Here is a 16,262-nt window from a genome sequence, read left to right as displayed (position 1 = left end):
AGGTGTGGTCTCCTTCCCGGTCATGGGGTCAGAAGTGCCAGCGGGCAGATGCGACCAGATTGCGCGGCTCGCCGTAACGGCCGATGTATTGCAGGCCGCTGTAATAGGTCTTGTCCAGCGCGTTGTTCAGGTTCAGGGCCAGGCTGAGCTGGTCATTCACCTGGTATTTTGCCAGCAGGTCGAGCAGAAACAGGCTGTCTTGGACAAAGTCTTCACCGTTGGGGCCGACATCCTCGGCGATAGCCTCATCCTGCCAGCGTAGATTGCCACCAACCGTCAGGCCTTGCAGCACCTGGTCCAGTTGATAAGTGGTGAACAGCTTGACGGTATTGGCCGGAATGTAACGGTTGATATGGTTACCGTCGCTGTTGGTCAGCGTGGCGCGGGCAAAGCCCCCGGCTACTTGCCACCCGGGTGCCAGCTCGCCTCCTACCTCGATCTCCAGGCCTTCGGCTTGTGCACCGGCTTCCGCGCGGTAGGCCTGCTCGCCGTTGGGTGTCAGCACGCCGGTGCCCAGTGAGATGGCAAGGTTTTGCTGTTGCATCTGGAATACCGCCACAGTCGCATTGAGGAGGCCGTCCAGTAGCTCCCCTTTCAGCCCCAGCTCGTAGTTGTCGCCTTCACGTGGAGCGAGGGTCGAACCGTTGATGTCCTGCTCGCTCTGGGGTTCGAAGATGTTGGTGTAGCTGGCATAGGCCGACCACTGCTCGGTCAGGTCGAATACAACACCTGCATACGGTGTGACCACGCCGTTCTCATTGGTGATCGGTGTGCTGGTCTTGCTGACGGCGGTTTTGGTCCAGTCGTCCTGTTGCCAGTCGCTGATCCGTGCGCCGAGCAGCAGATGCAGACGATCGGTGGGGTTCAGACGTATGGCAGCGGTGATTGCGCTGGTCTGGACGTCGGTGCCGTAGGTGCCGCCAATCGCGCCCAGGTTAGGTTTTGGCCAGTTGCCGTTTTGGTAAAACGCGATCGCGTCGGGTAGCGCTACGGTGTACCAACTGGGGTAGTTGTCGCCTTTTTCAGTGTATTCGGCGTGGAAGGCCGAGACGGAAAGCTGATGTTCCTGGCCGAGCCAGTCGAAGCTGCCCTGCAGGCTGGCATTGAACGCGGTCAGGTCAAGGTCAGCCGCCCAGCGGGTCATATACAGGGTGCCACCTGCACCAGTTTGGCGGTCGAGTGAAAGGGCGTAGACATAACCGAACGACTCGTCATAACCGCCGGTCTTGTGCTCGGCGTGCAGTTGCACGCTCCAACGGTCGTTCAACTGGTGGTCGAGGGTGGCGAAGAGGTTCAGGCTGTCGCGGCTGAAGTCGGACCAGTCGGTAGCCGAACTGCTCGAGCGCGACAGGTGGGTGTGAGTGCCGTCGGTGTAGAACAGCGGAATCCCGCCACGCGAGGCGCCTTCGTTGGTGAAGTCCTGATACTCGAACCCTGCCGATAGGGTTGTGCTGTCGGTCAGGTCGGCTTCCAGGATCCCGTAAGCGGCCTGCTGCTCGCGGTGCTCCCGGTCGACAAAACTGTTGCTTTCCTGCCAGGCGGTAGCAAGTCGACCGCGCAAGCGGCCACTGTCGGTGAGTGGTCCGCTGACATCCACTTCGCCACGGTACATGTCCCAGGAGCCGGCTTGCAGGTTGATCTGCACCTGCGGATTGGCAGAGGCGCGCTTGCGGACCAGATTGACACTGGCGGAGGGGGAGCCCATGCCAGACATGAGGCCCGAAGCACCGCGAATCACCTCGATTCGATCATAGGCGACCATGTCGGCGGTTTCTTCGCTGAAGCCGTAGATGCCCGGTGGCCTGGGGATACCGTCGACGAGGTAATTTTCCACCGAGAATCCGCGGGACATGTAGGCGATGCTGTCGCTGCCAAGCGAACTGGTGCTGTTGGCTTCGATACCGACAATCTGTTCCATGACCTGGGAAATGGAGGTCAGGCTCTGATCGTCCATGCGTTCGCGGGTGACAACCGTTACTGACTGCGGGGTGTCGCGAATTGCCAGCTCCAGACCGGTCGCTGAGGTCATCGCCTCTGTGGTGTAGGACCCGGTGTTCTCGGTGATGGTGCTGGAAAACTGACTGGTGACGGTCACTGTCGGCAGGAGGCTGGCGTCGTCTGTTGCTGCGCGGGTCAGAGTGTAGCTGCCGTCAGCGTGTTGCACGACTTCCAGGTCGCTGCCGCTGAGCAGGGCTTGTAAGCCGCCGAGGATGCTGTATCTGCCATTCAGCTGGGGGGCCTGCTGGCCCTGTACCAGCGCTGGGTCGTAACTCAACAGCACGCCGGCGCTGCGGCCGAACTGGTTGAGTGCACTCTCCAGGCTGCCGGCGTTGATCTGGTAATGGCGGGTGCTCGGTTGCTGGGCCTGCAGGCTGGTACTGCCGAGCAGCAGGGCGCTGACCAGCAGGAGTCCGCTGCTGCGCAGAACCGCGCTACTGCGACGGTGCGGTGGACGCTTCATGGTGAGTCCTTGTGTGACGGTGATAAGTGGGTTGGCAGTTACCTTGTCACACGAGAAATGAAATCGGCTCAGGCCAGCAAAACATCAGGCTGGAAGAACGCGCACCCAGTATCGACTCAGGCGACGGATGCGGATTGGAAGGTGTTTGCTGAGAGCGTCTAGAATGCGGTCGGTGTCAGCCAGGGGATAGCTGCCCGAGACCGGCAGGCTGGAGACGGATTGATCACAACCCAGGTAGCCGGGGCGGTGACGAGCCAACTGCTGCACAAATTCGCCCAGCGGCATGCGCGCAGCAACCAGCATCCCGTCAGTCCAGGCAACCCGGTTCGGATCGCTGGGAGCAAGTGTGATTGCTTTGTTACTGCTGAAACTGGCTGCCTGGCCTGCCTCGAGCCGCTGTATTTGCCCTGGCGCGTAGCCCGACGCCAGCTGCGCGGTGCCCGTAAACAGATCAACCAGCGCAGCATTTTCGTGCACTGCCAGTGAAATGCGGGCCTGTTGTGCGCTGAGGCGGCCGTGGCGTGTTTCGAGCTGCACCTGAACCCCTGGAGCGCTGCGTTCGCAGTCGAGCAGCAGGTCACCTTGCAGCAGCTCGATGCATGGGCCTGACGACTGGGTGCTGAGATTGAGTGCGCTGGCGCTGTTGATGTCGAGCCGAATATTGCCGGGCAAAGTCAATTGACGCCGCTCGCCACTGGCTGTGCGCAGGTCGGCCAGTTGCTCGCGCCAGGGCAGCGTTGAGCCGGCCCCAACACCTGCGGCACCGATGAACAGCAGCGTGCTCAGTTGCTTGACCGCCTTGCGTCGCTGTCTACCCTGAGGTGTCAGCAGGGCGCTACGCAGGGCCGGGTTGGTCATCAGCCCAAGGCGTTGATTGACCTGCTGGATGTGTTCCCAGGCGCGGCGATGGTTTGGGTCTGCATCAAGCCAGTGGTTCAGTGAGATCTCGCTGGCTTCCCCATTGTGTATTGCCAGCTGCCAATTGACTGCGCTGATGGCAACCTCGCGGGGGATAGGTGTTGAACGGGTCATGCACTTTCCAGCGCAAAGTAGCACTGCAGCGCAGCGCGCTGCAGGTGGCGTTTCACGGTGCTGATCGAGATGCTCAGGCGTGCGGCGATTTCGCCATAACTCAAGCCGTCGAGCTGGGCATACAGAAATGCACGGCGGACGATAACCGGCAGGCCATCAAGCATCTCATCAATGCTGATCAGCGCTTCGAGTAGCAGTGCCTGCTCCTCAGGGGAAACCGCCACTGGCTCTGGCTGGGAGGCGAGTGCTTCGAGATAGGCGCGCTCCAGGTCGGCGCGGCGCCAATGATTGAACAGCACGCGCTTGGCCACGGTGGTGAGAAAGGCCCTGGGTTCATTGATTCGGGAGATGTCGTCGCGCGTTAACAGGCGCACGAAGGTGTCTTGTGCCAGGTCTGCGGCTTGTTGAGAGCAGCCAAGGCGTCGATTTAGCCAGGCCTTCAGCCATTGGTGGTGGTCGCGATACAGCAGTCCTAGTGGCGCTTTATCCGGGGTTGCGGTGGACATGGGAATCCCTGTGCTGGACGCAGCGCGCGAGGGGCGGTGCTGCAGTTGGCGTACGGCGTCACGCTGCGCAAACGATAATGATTTGCATTGTATGTTGGGGCGGGCGCCAAGGCAATCCAGGGAGGGCTAAGGGGTAAAGCGGTGCGCCGCGCTGAGGCGGCGCAAGTGAGTAGGGTTACAGCTTGAGGGCGAAGTACATGAAGTCGTGGTCGTTGGAGAAACCCAGTGAGCGATACAGACTCTGCGCCGCCATGTTCTCTTCCCCGGTCATCACGGTCATGCGCTTGACCCCGACTTCGCGCGCCATGGTCTTGGCATGATTGATCAGCTTGTCGGCCACGAGCTGGCGACGCGCCTCTTCAGTCACGTAGATACCTTTGAGTACCCAGCTGGCAGCCAGCGTCAGTGCGGAGAAGCTGGGAATGAATTGGCAGAAGCCGAGGGCTTTGCCGCTGTCATCATCCTCTGCAACTAGAATGATTGCCTGCTCGTGCACCAGGCGCGCCTCGAGGAAACGGCGCGAAGCCTCAGGCAGCGGCGGTTGGCCGTAGAACTCCCGGTACTTGATGAACAGCGGTGTGACTTCATCGAGATGGTCAACATCGGCCTGAACTATGCGCATACGATTACCCCAATCATGGTCATGAAATGGCTGGCAGGTTTTGGGTGGTCATTACATGCATCCTGCACCAGCGCTTTTGAATCTGCAATCGCGCGGCCAAAAAATACCGTCAGACGCCTTTGGCATCGTGGTTTTGCTTTCAGTATGGGCGTGAGATGTTAACTAACGACCGTTTTTGGTGACCGTCTGTCGCTTAAAGGCTTACAGCGATGTGGTGATTCATCGCAGAGCAGAAGCTCTTTGGTTTTGGCTCAAAACCGCCGGCAATAACCTTGATGGTCTGGCGAACTACCGTCCCAAGGCGGGATCAAAGTGGCGTCGATTGACGGAGTCAATGCCGGTCGCTCGGCAAACTGGTGCGGAGGAATGTCGGCAGGCTGGTTGGCGGTTACCTGCTCGCCTGCATGGCAGGCGGTGCGGCCTAGCATGCTAGTATCGCTCGGTGTGCGGCGCAGCCCTGCCTGCTTGCGCCCCGACCGGATCAGATTGCCTGCCACTGTGGCGGGCTTTACCTATATGAGAGGCACAAAGGACCCGACATGCACCTGCACATTCTTGGCATCTGCGGTACGTTTATGGGCTCGCTGGCGCTGCTGGCGCGTGAGCTTGGCCATCAAGTCAGTGGTTCAGATGCCAACGTCTACCCGCCAATGAGCACCCAGCTTAGCGAGCAGGGTATTGCCTTGCAGGAGGGCTACCATCCTGAACACTTGCAGCCGGCGCCGGATCTGGTGATTGTCGGCAACGCCATGGCCCGCGGCAACCCGGCGGTGGAGTACATGCTTGATCAGGGCATGCCCTATATGTCCGGCCCGGAATGGCTGGCGCGTCATGTCCTGCAGGATCGCTGGGTGTTGGCGGTGGCCGGTACCCACGGCAAAACATCGACTTCCAGCTTGTTGGCCTGGCTGCTGGAAGACGCCGGCATGTCGCCCGGTTTTCTCATCGGCGGCGTGCCGCAGAATTTCGGCATTTCCGCGCGCCTGGGTGGTACGCCGTTCTTCGTCGTCGAGGCAGATGAGTACGACAGTGCTTTCTTCGACAAGCGCTCCAAGTTTGTCCATTACCGCCCGCGCACCGCAGTGCTGAACAACCTTGAGTTTGACCATGCCGATATCTTCCCCGATCTGGCTGCCATTGAACGGCAGTTCCACCATTTGGTGAGAACCGTGCCGGCTTCCGGGTTGATCATTCACCCGAAGCAGGATGAGGCGCTGCAGCGCGTCATCAGGATGGGTTGCTGGACGCCGTGCCAGACCACCGGCGAAGGCGGTAACTGGCAGGCCCGGCTGCTCAGTGACGACGGCTCGCGCTTTGAGGTTTGGCTCGACGGCGAGCTGCAGGGCGTCGCCGAGTGGCAGCAGACCGGCCAGCACAGCGTCGCCAATGCGCTGTCGGCGCTTGCGGCCGCACGCCATGTCGGCGTGACGCCAGCGCAGGGCATTGCCTCGCTTGGCGGGTTCCGCAATGCCAAGCGGCGCATGGAGAAGCTGGCCGAGATCAATGGCATCAGCGTCTACGATGACTTTGCCCATCACCCAACGGCGATTGCTACCACGCTGGCCGGCTTGCGCGCGCAGATCGGTGACGCGCCGTTGATTGCGGTAATTGAGCCGCGCTCCAACACTATGCGCCTGGGTAGCCACATGGCGGCGTTGCCGGCCAGTGTGTGCGATGCCTCGCAGGTGTTCTGGTATCAGCCGGCGGGGCTGGATTGGTCGCTTGATAGTGTGGTGGTCGACAGCCCGGTACCGGCGCAGGTAGCCAGTGATCTGGATGCGATTGTCGAACAGGTCGTGGCGGCGGCGACGCCGCAAACACGTGTGGTGGTGATGAGCAACGGCGGCTTTGGCGGTATTCATCAGCGCCTGATTGAGGCCCTGGAGGCGCGTCATGGCTGAGCGGGTTACGCTGGCAGTGACCGGTGCGTCCGGCGTTCAATACGCGATGCGGCTGCTTGGTTGTCTGGTCGAGGCAGGGGTGGAGGTTTCCTTCCTGATTTCGCAGGCGGCGCAACTGGTCGTGGCGACGGAAACCGAATGGCAGCTGCCACCCAAGCCGCAGGCGCTGGAGCAGTATTTGATCGAGCAGTTCAAGGCGGCAGAAGGGCAGATCCGGGTTTACGGCAAGCAGGACTGGATGGCACCGGTGGCTTCGGGTAGCGGTGCGCCAGCGGCGATGGTGGTGTGCCCCTGTTCGACCGGTACGTTATCGGCGATTGCGACCGGAGCCAGTAACAACCTGATCGAGCGTGCGGCCGATGTGGCGTTGAAAGAGCGGCGCAAGCTGATTCTGGTGCCACGCGAGACGCCATTTTCCAGCATTCACCTGGAAAACATGCTCAAGCTCAGTCAGATGGGGGCGGTCATCATGCCGGCCAGTCCCGGCTTTTATCACAAGCCGCAGTCGATTGATGATCTGGTCGATTTTGTGGTGGCGCGGATTTTGGGGCAGTTGGGGATGGAGCAGGCGCTTATTCCGCGCTGGGGGGAGTAGCCAGTGAGTCACGACCAGCCGGCTGCTGGTCGTGACGGGGCTGATTGCTGGCCAATCAGACGAAGTACAGCGACAGGCCTTCGGAGATAAACGCGGGCTTGTCGACGCCTTCAATCTCCAGCGTGTTGCGGGCTTTCATCAGCCACTGCCCCGGGTTCTTTTCGGTGACATCCAGGATGGTGGTGTGCAGGCGAACGCGTGAACCCACGCGAACCGGCTGAATGAAGCGCAGGCTGTCCATACCGTAGTTAACCGCCATTTTCAGGCCTTCCGGACGCGGCATCAGGCCTTCAGACAGCGCCGGCAGCAGCGACAGCGACAGGAAACCGTGGGCGATGGTGCCGCCGAACGGAGTCTGTTTGGCTTTTTCTTCGTCGATGTGGATGAACTGGTGGTCGCCAGTGCATTCGGCGAACTGGTTGACGCGTTCCTGGTCGATCTGCAGCCAGTCAGAATGACCCATATCCTTGCCGATCAGGGACGTAAGTTCAGAAACGGGAATGGCTTTCATCGTGCTCTCCGTGACTCTTATTGTGAGGGTGTTCGTGCTCGCCCTGGGCATTGTTGCTACCCTGCCGCAGGTAAGTCTGTTCGCAGGCATGGTTACAAGGGGGGCGGCAGTGGTCAATGCAAGCCATGGTTTCATAGGTTTGCTGAATGATTCGACCACCTGTCTGCAGGCTATGTCGCGCCGCAGTGAATGACAAGGGGATTTCCGTGAGCGAGCAGATCGCGCTTTTTCCACTCAAGACCGTACTGATGCCGGGCTGCCACCTGGACTTGCAGATATTCGAGGCGCGTTACCTGGATATGGTTAGCCGTTGCTTTCGGCAACAGCAGGGCTTTGTCGTGGTCGGTCTTGAGCAGGGTTCAGAGGTGGGAACGAGCAATCTGCGCTTCAGTGCCATAGGCTGCGAGGCGCGCATTATCGACTGGCAGCAGCGTGACAACGGGCTGCTGGGTATCCGTGTCGAGGGACATCGGCGCGCCCGGCTGGGTAAGGTGGACGTTGCGGCTGATGGGCTGGTGACGGCGGAGGCGCAATGGTTGCCTGAGGCGCTGGATGCTCCGCTGGAAGCCGAACACGATGAGTTGTTGGCGCTACATGCTGCGCTACAGGAGCACCCACTGGTGAGCAATCTGCAATTGCCGCCGGTAGATGGCAGTCAGCAAGCGCTGGCTTGGCAGTTGGCCTACCTGTTGCCGCTAAGCCTGGAACAGAAAACCAGCTTGCTGGCGCTGACGCCGCCGCTGGAGCGGCTGGATCGCATTGGTGACTGGCTGGTGCAGATGCAGGCTTGAGCTCAGGCGGTCAGCAGTAACCAGCCGGCGATCAGATAGGGCCACAGTGCAACCAGCAAGCGTGACAGCCGCGGCAGAGGGGGAAGCGGGTTGGCGCGCTGGACCAGCCAACTGGCGAGCAGCACCGCGCTGCTGGCGCACAGCAGGCTGCTCAGCATCGCCAGTGGGACTGCAACCTGTTGTAACAGCAGGTTACTGTCCAGCAGAGCCAGTAACGGCAAGGGGTATAGCAGCCAGCTGACCCTTCCCCAGAAAGGTTGTCCCCGATTGCACAGTACGATGATCACTCCGAGCGCGGCTGTGATCAGCGCGGCTATGCTGCTCGCGGTGGGCAGTTCCGCCAGCCGGGTCAGGCCGAACGTGATTGCCATGGCTGTGGCAAACAGTGCGGCGGCGCTCCAGCGCCGGGCCAGCAGCAGGCTCAATGGTACCGGCAGCATCAGCAGCAGCACTTCCGGTTGGGGTTGGCCGAGTGTGGGCAGTACCGGCAGCTGCAGCTGCGTGCGACTGTCAATCAGGGTGCTGCTGAATACATCCAGTGTGTGCTGCTGCAGGATCAGCACCAGCAGTGCCAGCAGGCACAGGCCGGCAGCCGCCAGTGGGCTCCAGCGCCGTTGCCAGCGCATCAGGTAAACGCAGCCAGCCAGCACAATTGCCGCGCCCGCGGTCAGGTTCAGCGCCTGCCCCCAGAACAGCGGGGGGACAGCCCAGTGTGCTGCATGGCCAGCCGTGTAGCCGGGAATCAGATAGGCCGGTGCCCAGGCCAGGGCTGAGAGGACATTGATGGTGACAAAACGCCAGGCTGGCATATCGAACATGCCGGCGATCATCGGTATGACGGGGCGGATGGGGCCAATGAACCGCCCCAGCACAATGCTCAGCCAGCCGTAGCGGCGGAAGAAGTGCTCTCCGCGGTCAATCCACTGCGGATTGCGCTGGAACAACGGAATGCGCCGAATATCCTGATGAAACCAGCGGCCCAGGCCAAAGCTGAGCAGGTCGCCAATGACTGCTCCGGCGAAGGCCCAGAGAACGGCCTCGGTCAGTGATACGCCGGCGCTGGCGGCGAGCGCGGAAATGGCGAACAGCAGGAACACGCCTGGTACCACCAGGCCGGCCACCGCCAGTGACTCGGTCAGGGCGACCAGAAAAATCGCGACCCCCAGCCATTGCTGGTGGCTGGCGAGCCAGTCGGTCAGGCCTGCGAGCATGGGAGGGCTCCGCTGACAGCTGAGCGCAGTGCTGTGCCATGCTCCAGCAGGTGGTAGTCATGCCCTGGCTTGCGGCTGCGGCCAAGTGGGTTGCGCGTGCAGTGGGCTGCATAGGCGGCGTCTACCCAACGGTAGGGGAGGTGTTCGTCGCGGCCGCTCGGAATACCCAGGCGAGCGGCTTGAATCACCTGCTCGGGGTGGTAGCCGTCATCCTCGATCAGCAGCGTGTCTGCGTTGAACCCCTGCGCGTTCCAGTCCGGTACTCGAATGTCCAGCGAGCGGCACAGCAGCGTTTGCCCAGCGCACAGGCGCTCCGGCTTTCGTGACTCGCCGTTGCGCTGTGGGTTGAGCTGCTGCATGCGAGCAAGACTGCTGTTAGGGCTGACGGCATCGACCACCGGGTATCCGGACTTGAGCAGGACGCCGCAACCTTCGCCCTGAGCGCTGCAGTTCATCGAGTCGCCGCCACGGGCGTAGTACATGTAGATGGTGCCGGGGGGCATGAATAGCGCGCGTCTGGCCTGGGTGAAGCCGAGCGAGGCGTGGCTGCCGCGCTCCTCCAGCAGGTAGGCCTCGGTTTCGATGATGCGTGCGGCCAGCCACTGTCCGTCGAGTCGGCGACGAATCACCTTGCCCAGCAACGCAACCGCCAGTTCGCGGGCGTCTCGCTGGAAGAAGCGCTCTGGCAACGGGGTTGGGGACGGAGGGCTGGTGCAGGTATCGGGCATGGGCTCATGGTAACAGGGGTTGGATCACACATTGAATTGCACAGCGACCACAGGCGGCGCTGTCAAGCCAATGGCGAGCCCGCTATAATGCCGCATTTGGTCAGACAGGTGGCAGGTGAAAGCATGAGCGTTGAACAGGTAGCGGTATACATGACCGAGCTGGGGCAGAAGGCCCGTAAGGCATCGCGTGTGATTGCCCGCACCCCAACCGCCGTCAAGAATGCTGCCCTGCTGGCCACCGCCGAGGCGATTGAAGCGGCCGCCGAGCGTTTGGTCGCCGCCAATGAGCTGGACTTGCAAGCGGGTCGTGATAACGGGCTGGATGACGCCATGCTGGATCGTCTGGCGCTGACCCCCGCGCGTCTGGCGGGGATGGTTGAGGGCCTTCGTCAGGTTGCTGCGTTGCCCGACCCGGTTGGTGCCATTCGGGACATGAAGTTCCTGCCGTCTGGTATTCAGGTCGGCAAGATGCGCGTGCCGCTCGGCGTGATCGGCATTATCTATGAGTCGCGCCCTAACGTGACCGTCGAGGCCGCCAGCCTGTGCCTGAAATCGGGTAATGCCTGCATCCTGCGTGGCGGTTCCGAGTCCATCCATTCCAATCGCGCCATCGCCGAGTGCCTGCGTGAAGGGTTGGCGGCTGCGGGTCTGCCCAACGAGGTGGTGCAGGTGGTGGAAACCACCGATCGTGCCGCCGTGGGTGCGCTGATCACCATGCCCGAGTACGTCGACGTGATCGTGCCGCGCGGCGGCAAGGGCCTGATCGAGCGCATCAGCAAAGACGCGCGCGTGCCGGTGATCAAGCATCTGGACGGCATTTGCCACGTCTACGTTGATGACCGCGCTGATTTCGACAAGGCCGAAGCCATCGTCATCAATGCCAAGACCCATCGTTACGGTGTCTGCAATGCGATGGAAACCCTGCTGGTTAACGAGGCCGTCGCCGAGCCGTTCCTCAAACGTGTTGCCCCGCTCTATGCGGCCAAGGGCGTTGAGCTGCGCGGCTGTGCGGCGACCTGTGCGCTGCTGCCGGAGGTGGTCGCAGCGACCGAGGAGGATTGGTCGACCGAGTATCTGGCGCCGATCCTGTCGATCCGCGTGGTTGCCGACATGGACGCCGCGATTGAACACATCAACACCTATAGCTCACAGCACACCGATGCCATGGTCTCCGAGGATTACACTCGGGCCCGCCGTTTCATTGCCGAGGTGGATTCCAGCTCGGTGATGATCAACGCTTCGACCCGGTTTGCCGACGGTTTCGAGTATGGCCTGGGGGCAGAGATCGGTATTTCTACTGATAAGATTCATGCTCGTGGTCCGGTTGGCCTCGAAGGGCTGACCAGTGAGAAGTACGTGGTGTTCGGTGACGGCCACATCCGTCAGTGAGCAACTGCTGATGCGCCGTGTTGGTTTGCTCGGCGGTACCTTTGATCCGGTTCACTTCGGTCATTTGCGCAGTGCGATCGAAGTGCGTGAGCAATTGCAGCTGGATGAGCTCAGGCTAATTCCCTGTGCACGACCGCCACATCGTGATATGCCGGGTGCCACTGCCGCGCAGCGGCTGCGCATGGTGGAGCTGGCGGTAGGGCAGGGTGGCGGCCTGCAGGTGGATGATCGGGAGTTGCAGCGCCAACGGCCCTCTTACACGGTAGAGACGCTGGAATCGCTGCGTCTTGAATTGGGGGCAGATGTTGCCCTGTTCATGGTGCTGGGCTGGGATGCCTTTTGCGGGCTGCCAGGCTGGCACCGCTGGCAGGATTTGCTGGAACTGGCCAATCTGGTGGTACTGCAGCGCCCGGATTACGATCTGGAAGTGCCGGAGGTGCTCAAGGATCTGCTGGCCGCACGTAGCGCCGATCAACCCGAGCGCAGTCACGGCCAGATCATCTGTCTGTCGCAGACGCCGCTGGCAATCTCGGCTACTCATATTCGCACGCTGGTGGGCAATGGCGCGTCGCCGCGCTTTTTGTTGCCGGATGCGGTGCTTGACTATATTGAAAACGAAGGGCTGTATCGGCCCTCTACTGAGGATTGAAAATCTACATGCAGATTGAAGAACTGGTTCAGCTGGTGGTCGACGCGCTCGAAGAGCTGAAGGCCAAGGACATCGTGCAAATCGATGTACGCGAACACACCAGCGTTACCGACTACATGATCATTGCCAGCGGTAGCTCCAACCGCCAGGTCAAGGCGCTGGCTGACAATGTCGTGGAGAAGGCCAAGGACGCCGGTCGTCAGCCGATGGGTGTGGAGGGTAAAGAGTCCGGCGAGTGGGTGCTGGTCGACCTGGCCGATGTGGTGGTGCACATTATGCAGCCGGCTACCCGTGAGTTCTACGACCTGGAGCGCCTGTGGCAGAGCGCTGAATCGCGTCGGGCGCAGCAGCAGCCAACGGAGTAAGCGACCTTGCGCATTCGCCTGATCAGCGTGGCATCACGCATGCCACGCTGGGTCGAGGACGGCTATCAGGAATATGCCAAGCGCATGCCGCCTGACCTGCCGCTGGAGCTGGTCGAGATTCCGCTGGCCACCCGAGGTAAAAACGCCGATGTGGCCCGTCTGATGCGTCGCGAGGGCGAGCAGATGTTGGCTGCGGTACAACCAGGGGAACGTATCGTGACTCTGGAGGTCAATGGTCGCGCCTGGTCTACCGAGACGCTGGCCGAGCAGCTTGAGGGCTGGCGGCTGGATGCGCGCAACGTAAACCTCATGGTGGGCGGCCCCGAGGGGCTGGCAGAGGAGGTCGCTGCGCGTAGTGATCAGCGCTGGTCGCTGTCGCCTCTGACCCTGCCGCATCCGCTGGTGCGTATTCTGCTGGCGGAGCAGTTGTACCGGGCCTGGACCATTCTCAATCGTCATCCCTATCACAAGTGATTCATGGCCAAGCCGATTCACCTGAAAGACCACAACCATGATGCTCGCATCGTCCAGCGACGCCTGACTCTGGCTGCGGTCTTCATTCTCGGGCTGGTTGGTGCGCTGGTTGCGCGGATGTATTTCCTGCAGGTGACCCAGTACGAGTATCACTCGACGCTGTCAGAGAATAACCGTGTTCACGTTCAGCCTATTCCGCCCACTCGCGGTCGTATCTACGACCGCAACGGTGTGGTGCTGGCGGAAAACCGGCCAAGCTTCAGCCTGACCATCACCCGCGACCGGGTTGAAGACCTGCCCGCGACCTTTGAGCTGCTCAAGTCCCTGCTCGAGCTGAGCGATGAGGACACCGCGCAGGCCGAGCGGCGTTTGTCGCAGGCCCGTCGTCCGTTCGAATCCGTGCCGGTGATGTTCGAGCTGACCCAGGAACAGATCGCGCGCATTACCGTCAACCAGTTCCGCTTGCCCGGCGTCGATGTGCAGGCCAGCTTTGTCCGCTACTACCCCTATGCCGATCACTTTGCCCATGCCCTGGGCTATGTTGGCCGGATCAATGAGCAGGAACTCAAGTCAATTGACCCGGTGGCCTATGCCGGCACGCATTACATCGGCAAGACCGGTATCGAGCGTTTTTATGAAAAGCTGCTGCACGGCACCGTAGGGTATGAAGAAGTCGAGACTAATGCCCGCGGCCGGGTACTGCGCGTGCTCAATCGCACCGACCCGATCCCCGGCAACGACCTGACCCTGGAGTTGGACGTCGGGTTGCAACAGGTGGCGGAAGAGGCATTGGGCGACCGCCGTGGTGCAGTTGTGGCGATTGATCCGAATACCGGTGGCGTGCTGGCCTTTGTCAGCAAGCCCGGCTTTGACCCGAACCTGTTTGTCACCGGCATCAGTTACGCCGATTACGGCGCGTTACGTGACTCGCTCGACCAGCCGTTGTTTAACCGCGTCCTGCGTGGACAGTACCCGCCGGGCTCGACCATCAAACCAATTGTGGCGCTGGCGGGACTGGATTCCGGGGTGGTTACCCGCACCAGCCGGGTCTACGATCCCGGCTTTTACCAACTACCGAACGTCAGCCACAAATACCGCAACTGGAATCGCTCTGGCGATGGCTGGGTCGACATGGCCTATGCCGTCGCGCGTTCCAACGACACCTATTTCTACGACCTGGCCAACAAACTGGGCATTGATCGGATGCACGACTTTATGAGCCGGTTCGGGATTGGTCAGCGGGTGTCGGTCGACATGTACGAAGAGGCTGCGGGCCTGATGCCGTCCAGCGACTGGAAGCGCACCAAGTATCGCCAGCCGTGGTATCCGGGTGAGACCTTGATTGCCGGCATTGGTCAGGGCTATATGCTGGCGACGCCGTTGCAACTGGCCCAAGCCACGGCATTGATCGCCAGCCGCGGTGTCTGGCATCGACCTCGCCTGCTCAGAGACGCCGAGGGGGTGTTGCCGGATGAGTCCGATACGCCGCCGGACATTCAACTGCACAATCCGGATGACTGGAATTTCATCACCCAGGCCATGCAGGACGTGATGCAGTCTTCCCATGGCACCGCGCGTGCCGCCGCTGCTGGCGCGACCTACAACATGGCTGGCAAGAGTGGCACCGCTCAGGTGGTTGCCATCGCGCAGGGCGAGCGCTACGACTCTGCAGCGCTGCGCGAACGGCATCGTGATCATGCCTTGTTCGTCGGTTTCGCGCCGACCGAAAAGCCGATGATTGCGGTAGCGGCTCTGGTGGAAAACGGCGAAGGCGGAGGCCGGGTAGCTGGCCCCGTTGTCCGGGCTGTATTTGATGCCTGGGTTATGCCGCGTCTGGAAGCTCAGCAGCAGAGTGAGCCGGCAGCACAGCAGGAGAGTGCGCAATGAAGTCCATCCCGGTATCCAGCCAGGGGCTGCGTCGACGCGAGTCAATCTGGATGCGTATCCATGTTGACCCCTGGTTGCTGCTGCTGATTTTGGCGCTGGCGACGGTCGATGCCTTTGTCCTGTACTCGGCCAGCGGCAAGAGCATGGCGATGGTCATTCGCCAGATGGCGTACTTCGCTGTGGGTATCTCGGCGATGATTGTGGTTGCCCAGTTCCAGCCCCGCTTCATGCAGCGCTGGGTGCCTGTTGCCTATGTCGGCGGCACGTTACTGCTGGCCGCGGTGCTGCTGTTCGGCACCGAGGCCAAGGGTGCCCAGCGCTGGCTGACGATCCCCGGCGTCACCCGCTTCCAGCCGTCGGAAATCATGAAGCTGGTGATGCCGATGAGTGTGGCCTGGTATCTGGGGCGGCGTAACCTGCCGCCCAGCTTCAAGTACGTGGTCATCACCCTGGCTATCATCTTCCTGCCGACCTTGCTCATCTTGAAGCAACCGGATCTAGGGACTTCGCTGCTGATTGCGGCCTCCGGTATCTTTGCGTTGTTGCTGGCCGGGCTGCGCTGGCGCTACATCATTGGCGCTCTGCTGGCGCTGGCTCCGGCAGCGGCGGGCATGTGGTTCTTCGTCATGCACGGCTATCAGAAGCAGCGGGTGCTGACGTTCCTCAACCCCGAGAGTGATCCCTTGGGTTCGGGCTGGAACATCATCCAGTCCAAGGCGGCGATTGGCTCGGGCGGTGTGTTCGGCAAGGGCTGGCTGCAGGGTACCCAGTCACACCTGGATTTTTTGCCAGAAGGGCATACCGACTTCATTATCGCGGTGCTGGCCGAGGAATTCGGCATGGTGGGTGTCTGCCTGCTGCTCGGCGTCTATCTGCTGGTCATCGCCCGTGGCATGGTGATCACGTTGCAAGCCCAGGATGCATTCTGCAAACTGCTGGCAGGCAGCATCACCTTGACCTTTTTCGTATATGTTTTCGTCAACATCGGCATGGTCAGCGGTCTGCTGCCGGTGGTGGGGGTGCCGCTGCCGTTCATCAGCTACGGGGGGACCTCGTTGGTGACCCTGCTGCTGGGTTTCGGAATCCTCATGTCGATCCAGACGCACAAGAAATGGATGGCACAAACTTGATGGTATCTTC

The 16,262-nt window shown here is 61.3% G+C and carries 17 protein-coding genes; 10 read left to right on the top strand and 7 right to left on the bottom strand.

The features are described from left to right. Positions 1-28: 28 nt before the first annotated feature. The 4 genes from C1949_RS04430 to C1949_RS04415 all read right to left on the bottom strand — a co-directional run bounded on the left by C1949_RS04430 (position 29) and on the right by C1949_RS04415 (position 4,621). The gene (locus C1949_RS04430) at positions 29-2,461 is read right to left on the bottom strand and encodes a TonB-dependent siderophore receptor (RefSeq protein ID WP_104737268.1); all 2,433 of its coding nucleotides are present in this window, start codon (positions 2,459-2,461) and stop codon (positions 29-31) included. Positions 2,462-2,545: 84 nt separating this feature from the next. Beyond that, entirely contained in the window at positions 2,546-3,493 is a 948-nt protein-coding gene (locus tag C1949_RS04425; protein WP_104737267.1) for a FecR domain-containing protein, read from the bottom strand. Continuing rightward, positions 3,490-3,999 carry a sigma-70 family RNA polymerase sigma factor gene (locus C1949_RS04420; RefSeq protein WP_104737266.1) on the bottom strand — a complete coding sequence of 170 codons (510 nt, stop codon included), beginning with the start codon at positions 3,997-3,999 and terminating at the stop codon, positions 3,490-3,492. Before C1949_RS04420 ends, C1949_RS04425 begins: the two co-directional genes overlap by 4 nt. Before the next feature lie 175 nt (positions 4,000-4,174). After that, positions 4,175-4,621, bottom strand: coding sequence for a GNAT family N-acetyltransferase (locus C1949_RS04415; RefSeq protein ID WP_104737265.1), 447 nt, complete (start codon positions 4,619-4,621; stop codon positions 4,175-4,177). A gap of 539 nt (positions 4,622-5,160) precedes the next feature. Here C1949_RS04415 and mpl point away from each other — a divergent pair. After that, positions 5,161-6,522, top strand: a complete 1,362-nt coding sequence (mpl, locus tag C1949_RS04410) for a UDP-N-acetylmuramate:L-alanyl-gamma-D-glutamyl-meso-diaminopimelate ligase (RefSeq protein ID WP_104737264.1) — start codon at positions 5,161-5,163, stop codon at positions 6,520-6,522. Further along, the gene (locus C1949_RS04405) at positions 6,515-7,117 is read left to right on the top strand and encodes a flavin prenyltransferase UbiX (RefSeq protein ID WP_104737263.1); all 603 of its coding nucleotides are present in this window, start codon (positions 6,515-6,517) and stop codon (positions 7,115-7,117) included. Before mpl ends, C1949_RS04405 begins: the two co-directional genes overlap by 8 nt. Positions 7,118-7,172: 55 nt before the next feature. Here the strand turns inward: C1949_RS04405 and C1949_RS04400 are convergent, their stop codons facing one another. Next, positions 7,173-7,628: a MaoC family dehydratase gene (locus tag C1949_RS04400; protein ID WP_104737262.1), complete on the bottom strand. Its 456-nt coding sequence runs from the start codon at positions 7,626-7,628 to the stop codon at positions 7,173-7,175. Here C1949_RS04400 and C1949_RS19395 point away from each other — a divergent pair. Further along, positions 7,618-7,821: a hypothetical protein gene (locus C1949_RS19395; RefSeq protein ID WP_170062998.1), complete on the top strand. Its 204-nt coding sequence runs from the start codon at positions 7,618-7,620 to the stop codon at positions 7,819-7,821. The genes C1949_RS04400 and C1949_RS19395 overlap by 11 nt on opposite strands. A 13-nt stretch (positions 7,822-7,834) precedes the next feature. Beyond that, a complete protein-coding gene (locus tag C1949_RS04395) occupies positions 7,835-8,419 on the top strand; it encodes an LON peptidase substrate-binding domain-containing protein (RefSeq protein WP_268236175.1) in 585 nt (194 codons plus the stop codon). Between the two features lie 2 nt (positions 8,420-8,421). Here the strand turns inward: C1949_RS04395 and C1949_RS04390 are convergent, their stop codons facing one another. Both C1949_RS04390 and C1949_RS04385 read right to left on the bottom strand, forming a co-directional pair. Then, positions 8,422-9,630 carry a DedA family protein gene (locus C1949_RS04390; RefSeq protein ID WP_104737260.1) on the bottom strand — a complete coding sequence of 403 codons (1,209 nt, stop codon included), beginning with the start codon at positions 9,628-9,630 and terminating at the stop codon, positions 8,422-8,424. Next, positions 9,615-10,358: a DNA-3-methyladenine glycosylase gene (locus C1949_RS04385; RefSeq protein ID WP_104737259.1), complete on the bottom strand. Its 744-nt coding sequence runs from the start codon at positions 10,356-10,358 to the stop codon at positions 9,615-9,617. Before C1949_RS04385 ends, C1949_RS04390 begins: the two co-directional genes overlap by 16 nt. Before the next feature lie 123 nt (positions 10,359-10,481). Here C1949_RS04385 and C1949_RS04380 point away from each other — a divergent pair, with 123 nt between their 5' ends. From C1949_RS04380 to rodA, 6 genes are read left to right on the top strand one after another with little or no spacing between them, the layout of a single operon-like run. Continuing rightward, the gene (locus C1949_RS04380) at positions 10,482-11,747 is read left to right on the top strand and encodes a glutamate-5-semialdehyde dehydrogenase (protein WP_229744287.1); all 1,266 of its coding nucleotides are present in this window, start codon (positions 10,482-10,484) and stop codon (positions 11,745-11,747) included. 10 nt (positions 11,748-11,757) lie between these two features. After that, the gene (gene nadD, locus C1949_RS04375; protein ID WP_104737258.1) at positions 11,758-12,396 is read left to right on the top strand and encodes a nicotinate-nucleotide adenylyltransferase; all 639 of its coding nucleotides are present in this window, start codon (positions 11,758-11,760) and stop codon (positions 12,394-12,396) included. A gap of 8 nt (positions 12,397-12,404) precedes the next feature. Next, positions 12,405-12,761, top strand: coding sequence for a ribosome silencing factor (rsfS, locus tag C1949_RS04370; protein ID WP_104737257.1), 357 nt, complete (start codon positions 12,405-12,407; stop codon positions 12,759-12,761). Between the two features lie 6 nt (positions 12,762-12,767). Then, positions 12,768-13,235 (top strand): 23S rRNA (pseudouridine(1915)-N(3))-methyltransferase RlmH, encoded by a 468-nt coding sequence (rlmH, locus tag C1949_RS04365; protein WP_104737256.1) that lies wholly within the window; start codon positions 12,768-12,770, stop codon positions 13,233-13,235. A 3-nt stretch (positions 13,236-13,238) separates the two neighbouring features. Next, on the top strand, positions 13,239-15,122 hold the full coding sequence (gene mrdA, locus C1949_RS04360) for a penicillin-binding protein 2 (protein ID WP_104737255.1): 1,884 nt from the start codon (positions 13,239-13,241) through the stop codon (positions 15,120-15,122). Further along, on the top strand, positions 15,119-16,252 hold the full coding sequence (gene rodA, locus C1949_RS04355; RefSeq protein ID WP_104737254.1) for a rod shape-determining protein RodA: 1,134 nt from the start codon (positions 15,119-15,121) through the stop codon (positions 16,250-16,252). The genes mrdA and rodA overlap by 4 nt, the downstream gene beginning before the upstream one ends. Positions 16,253-16,262: the final 10 nt, after the last annotated feature.

Source organism: Halopseudomonas oceani (genome assembly GCF_002903165.1).
GTDB lineage: Bacteria > Pseudomonadota > Gammaproteobacteria > Pseudomonadales > Pseudomonadaceae > Halopseudomonas > Halopseudomonas oceani.
The sequence above is the reverse complement of the archived record's forward strand: the minus strand, read 5'-3'. Positions and strand labels throughout refer to the sequence as shown.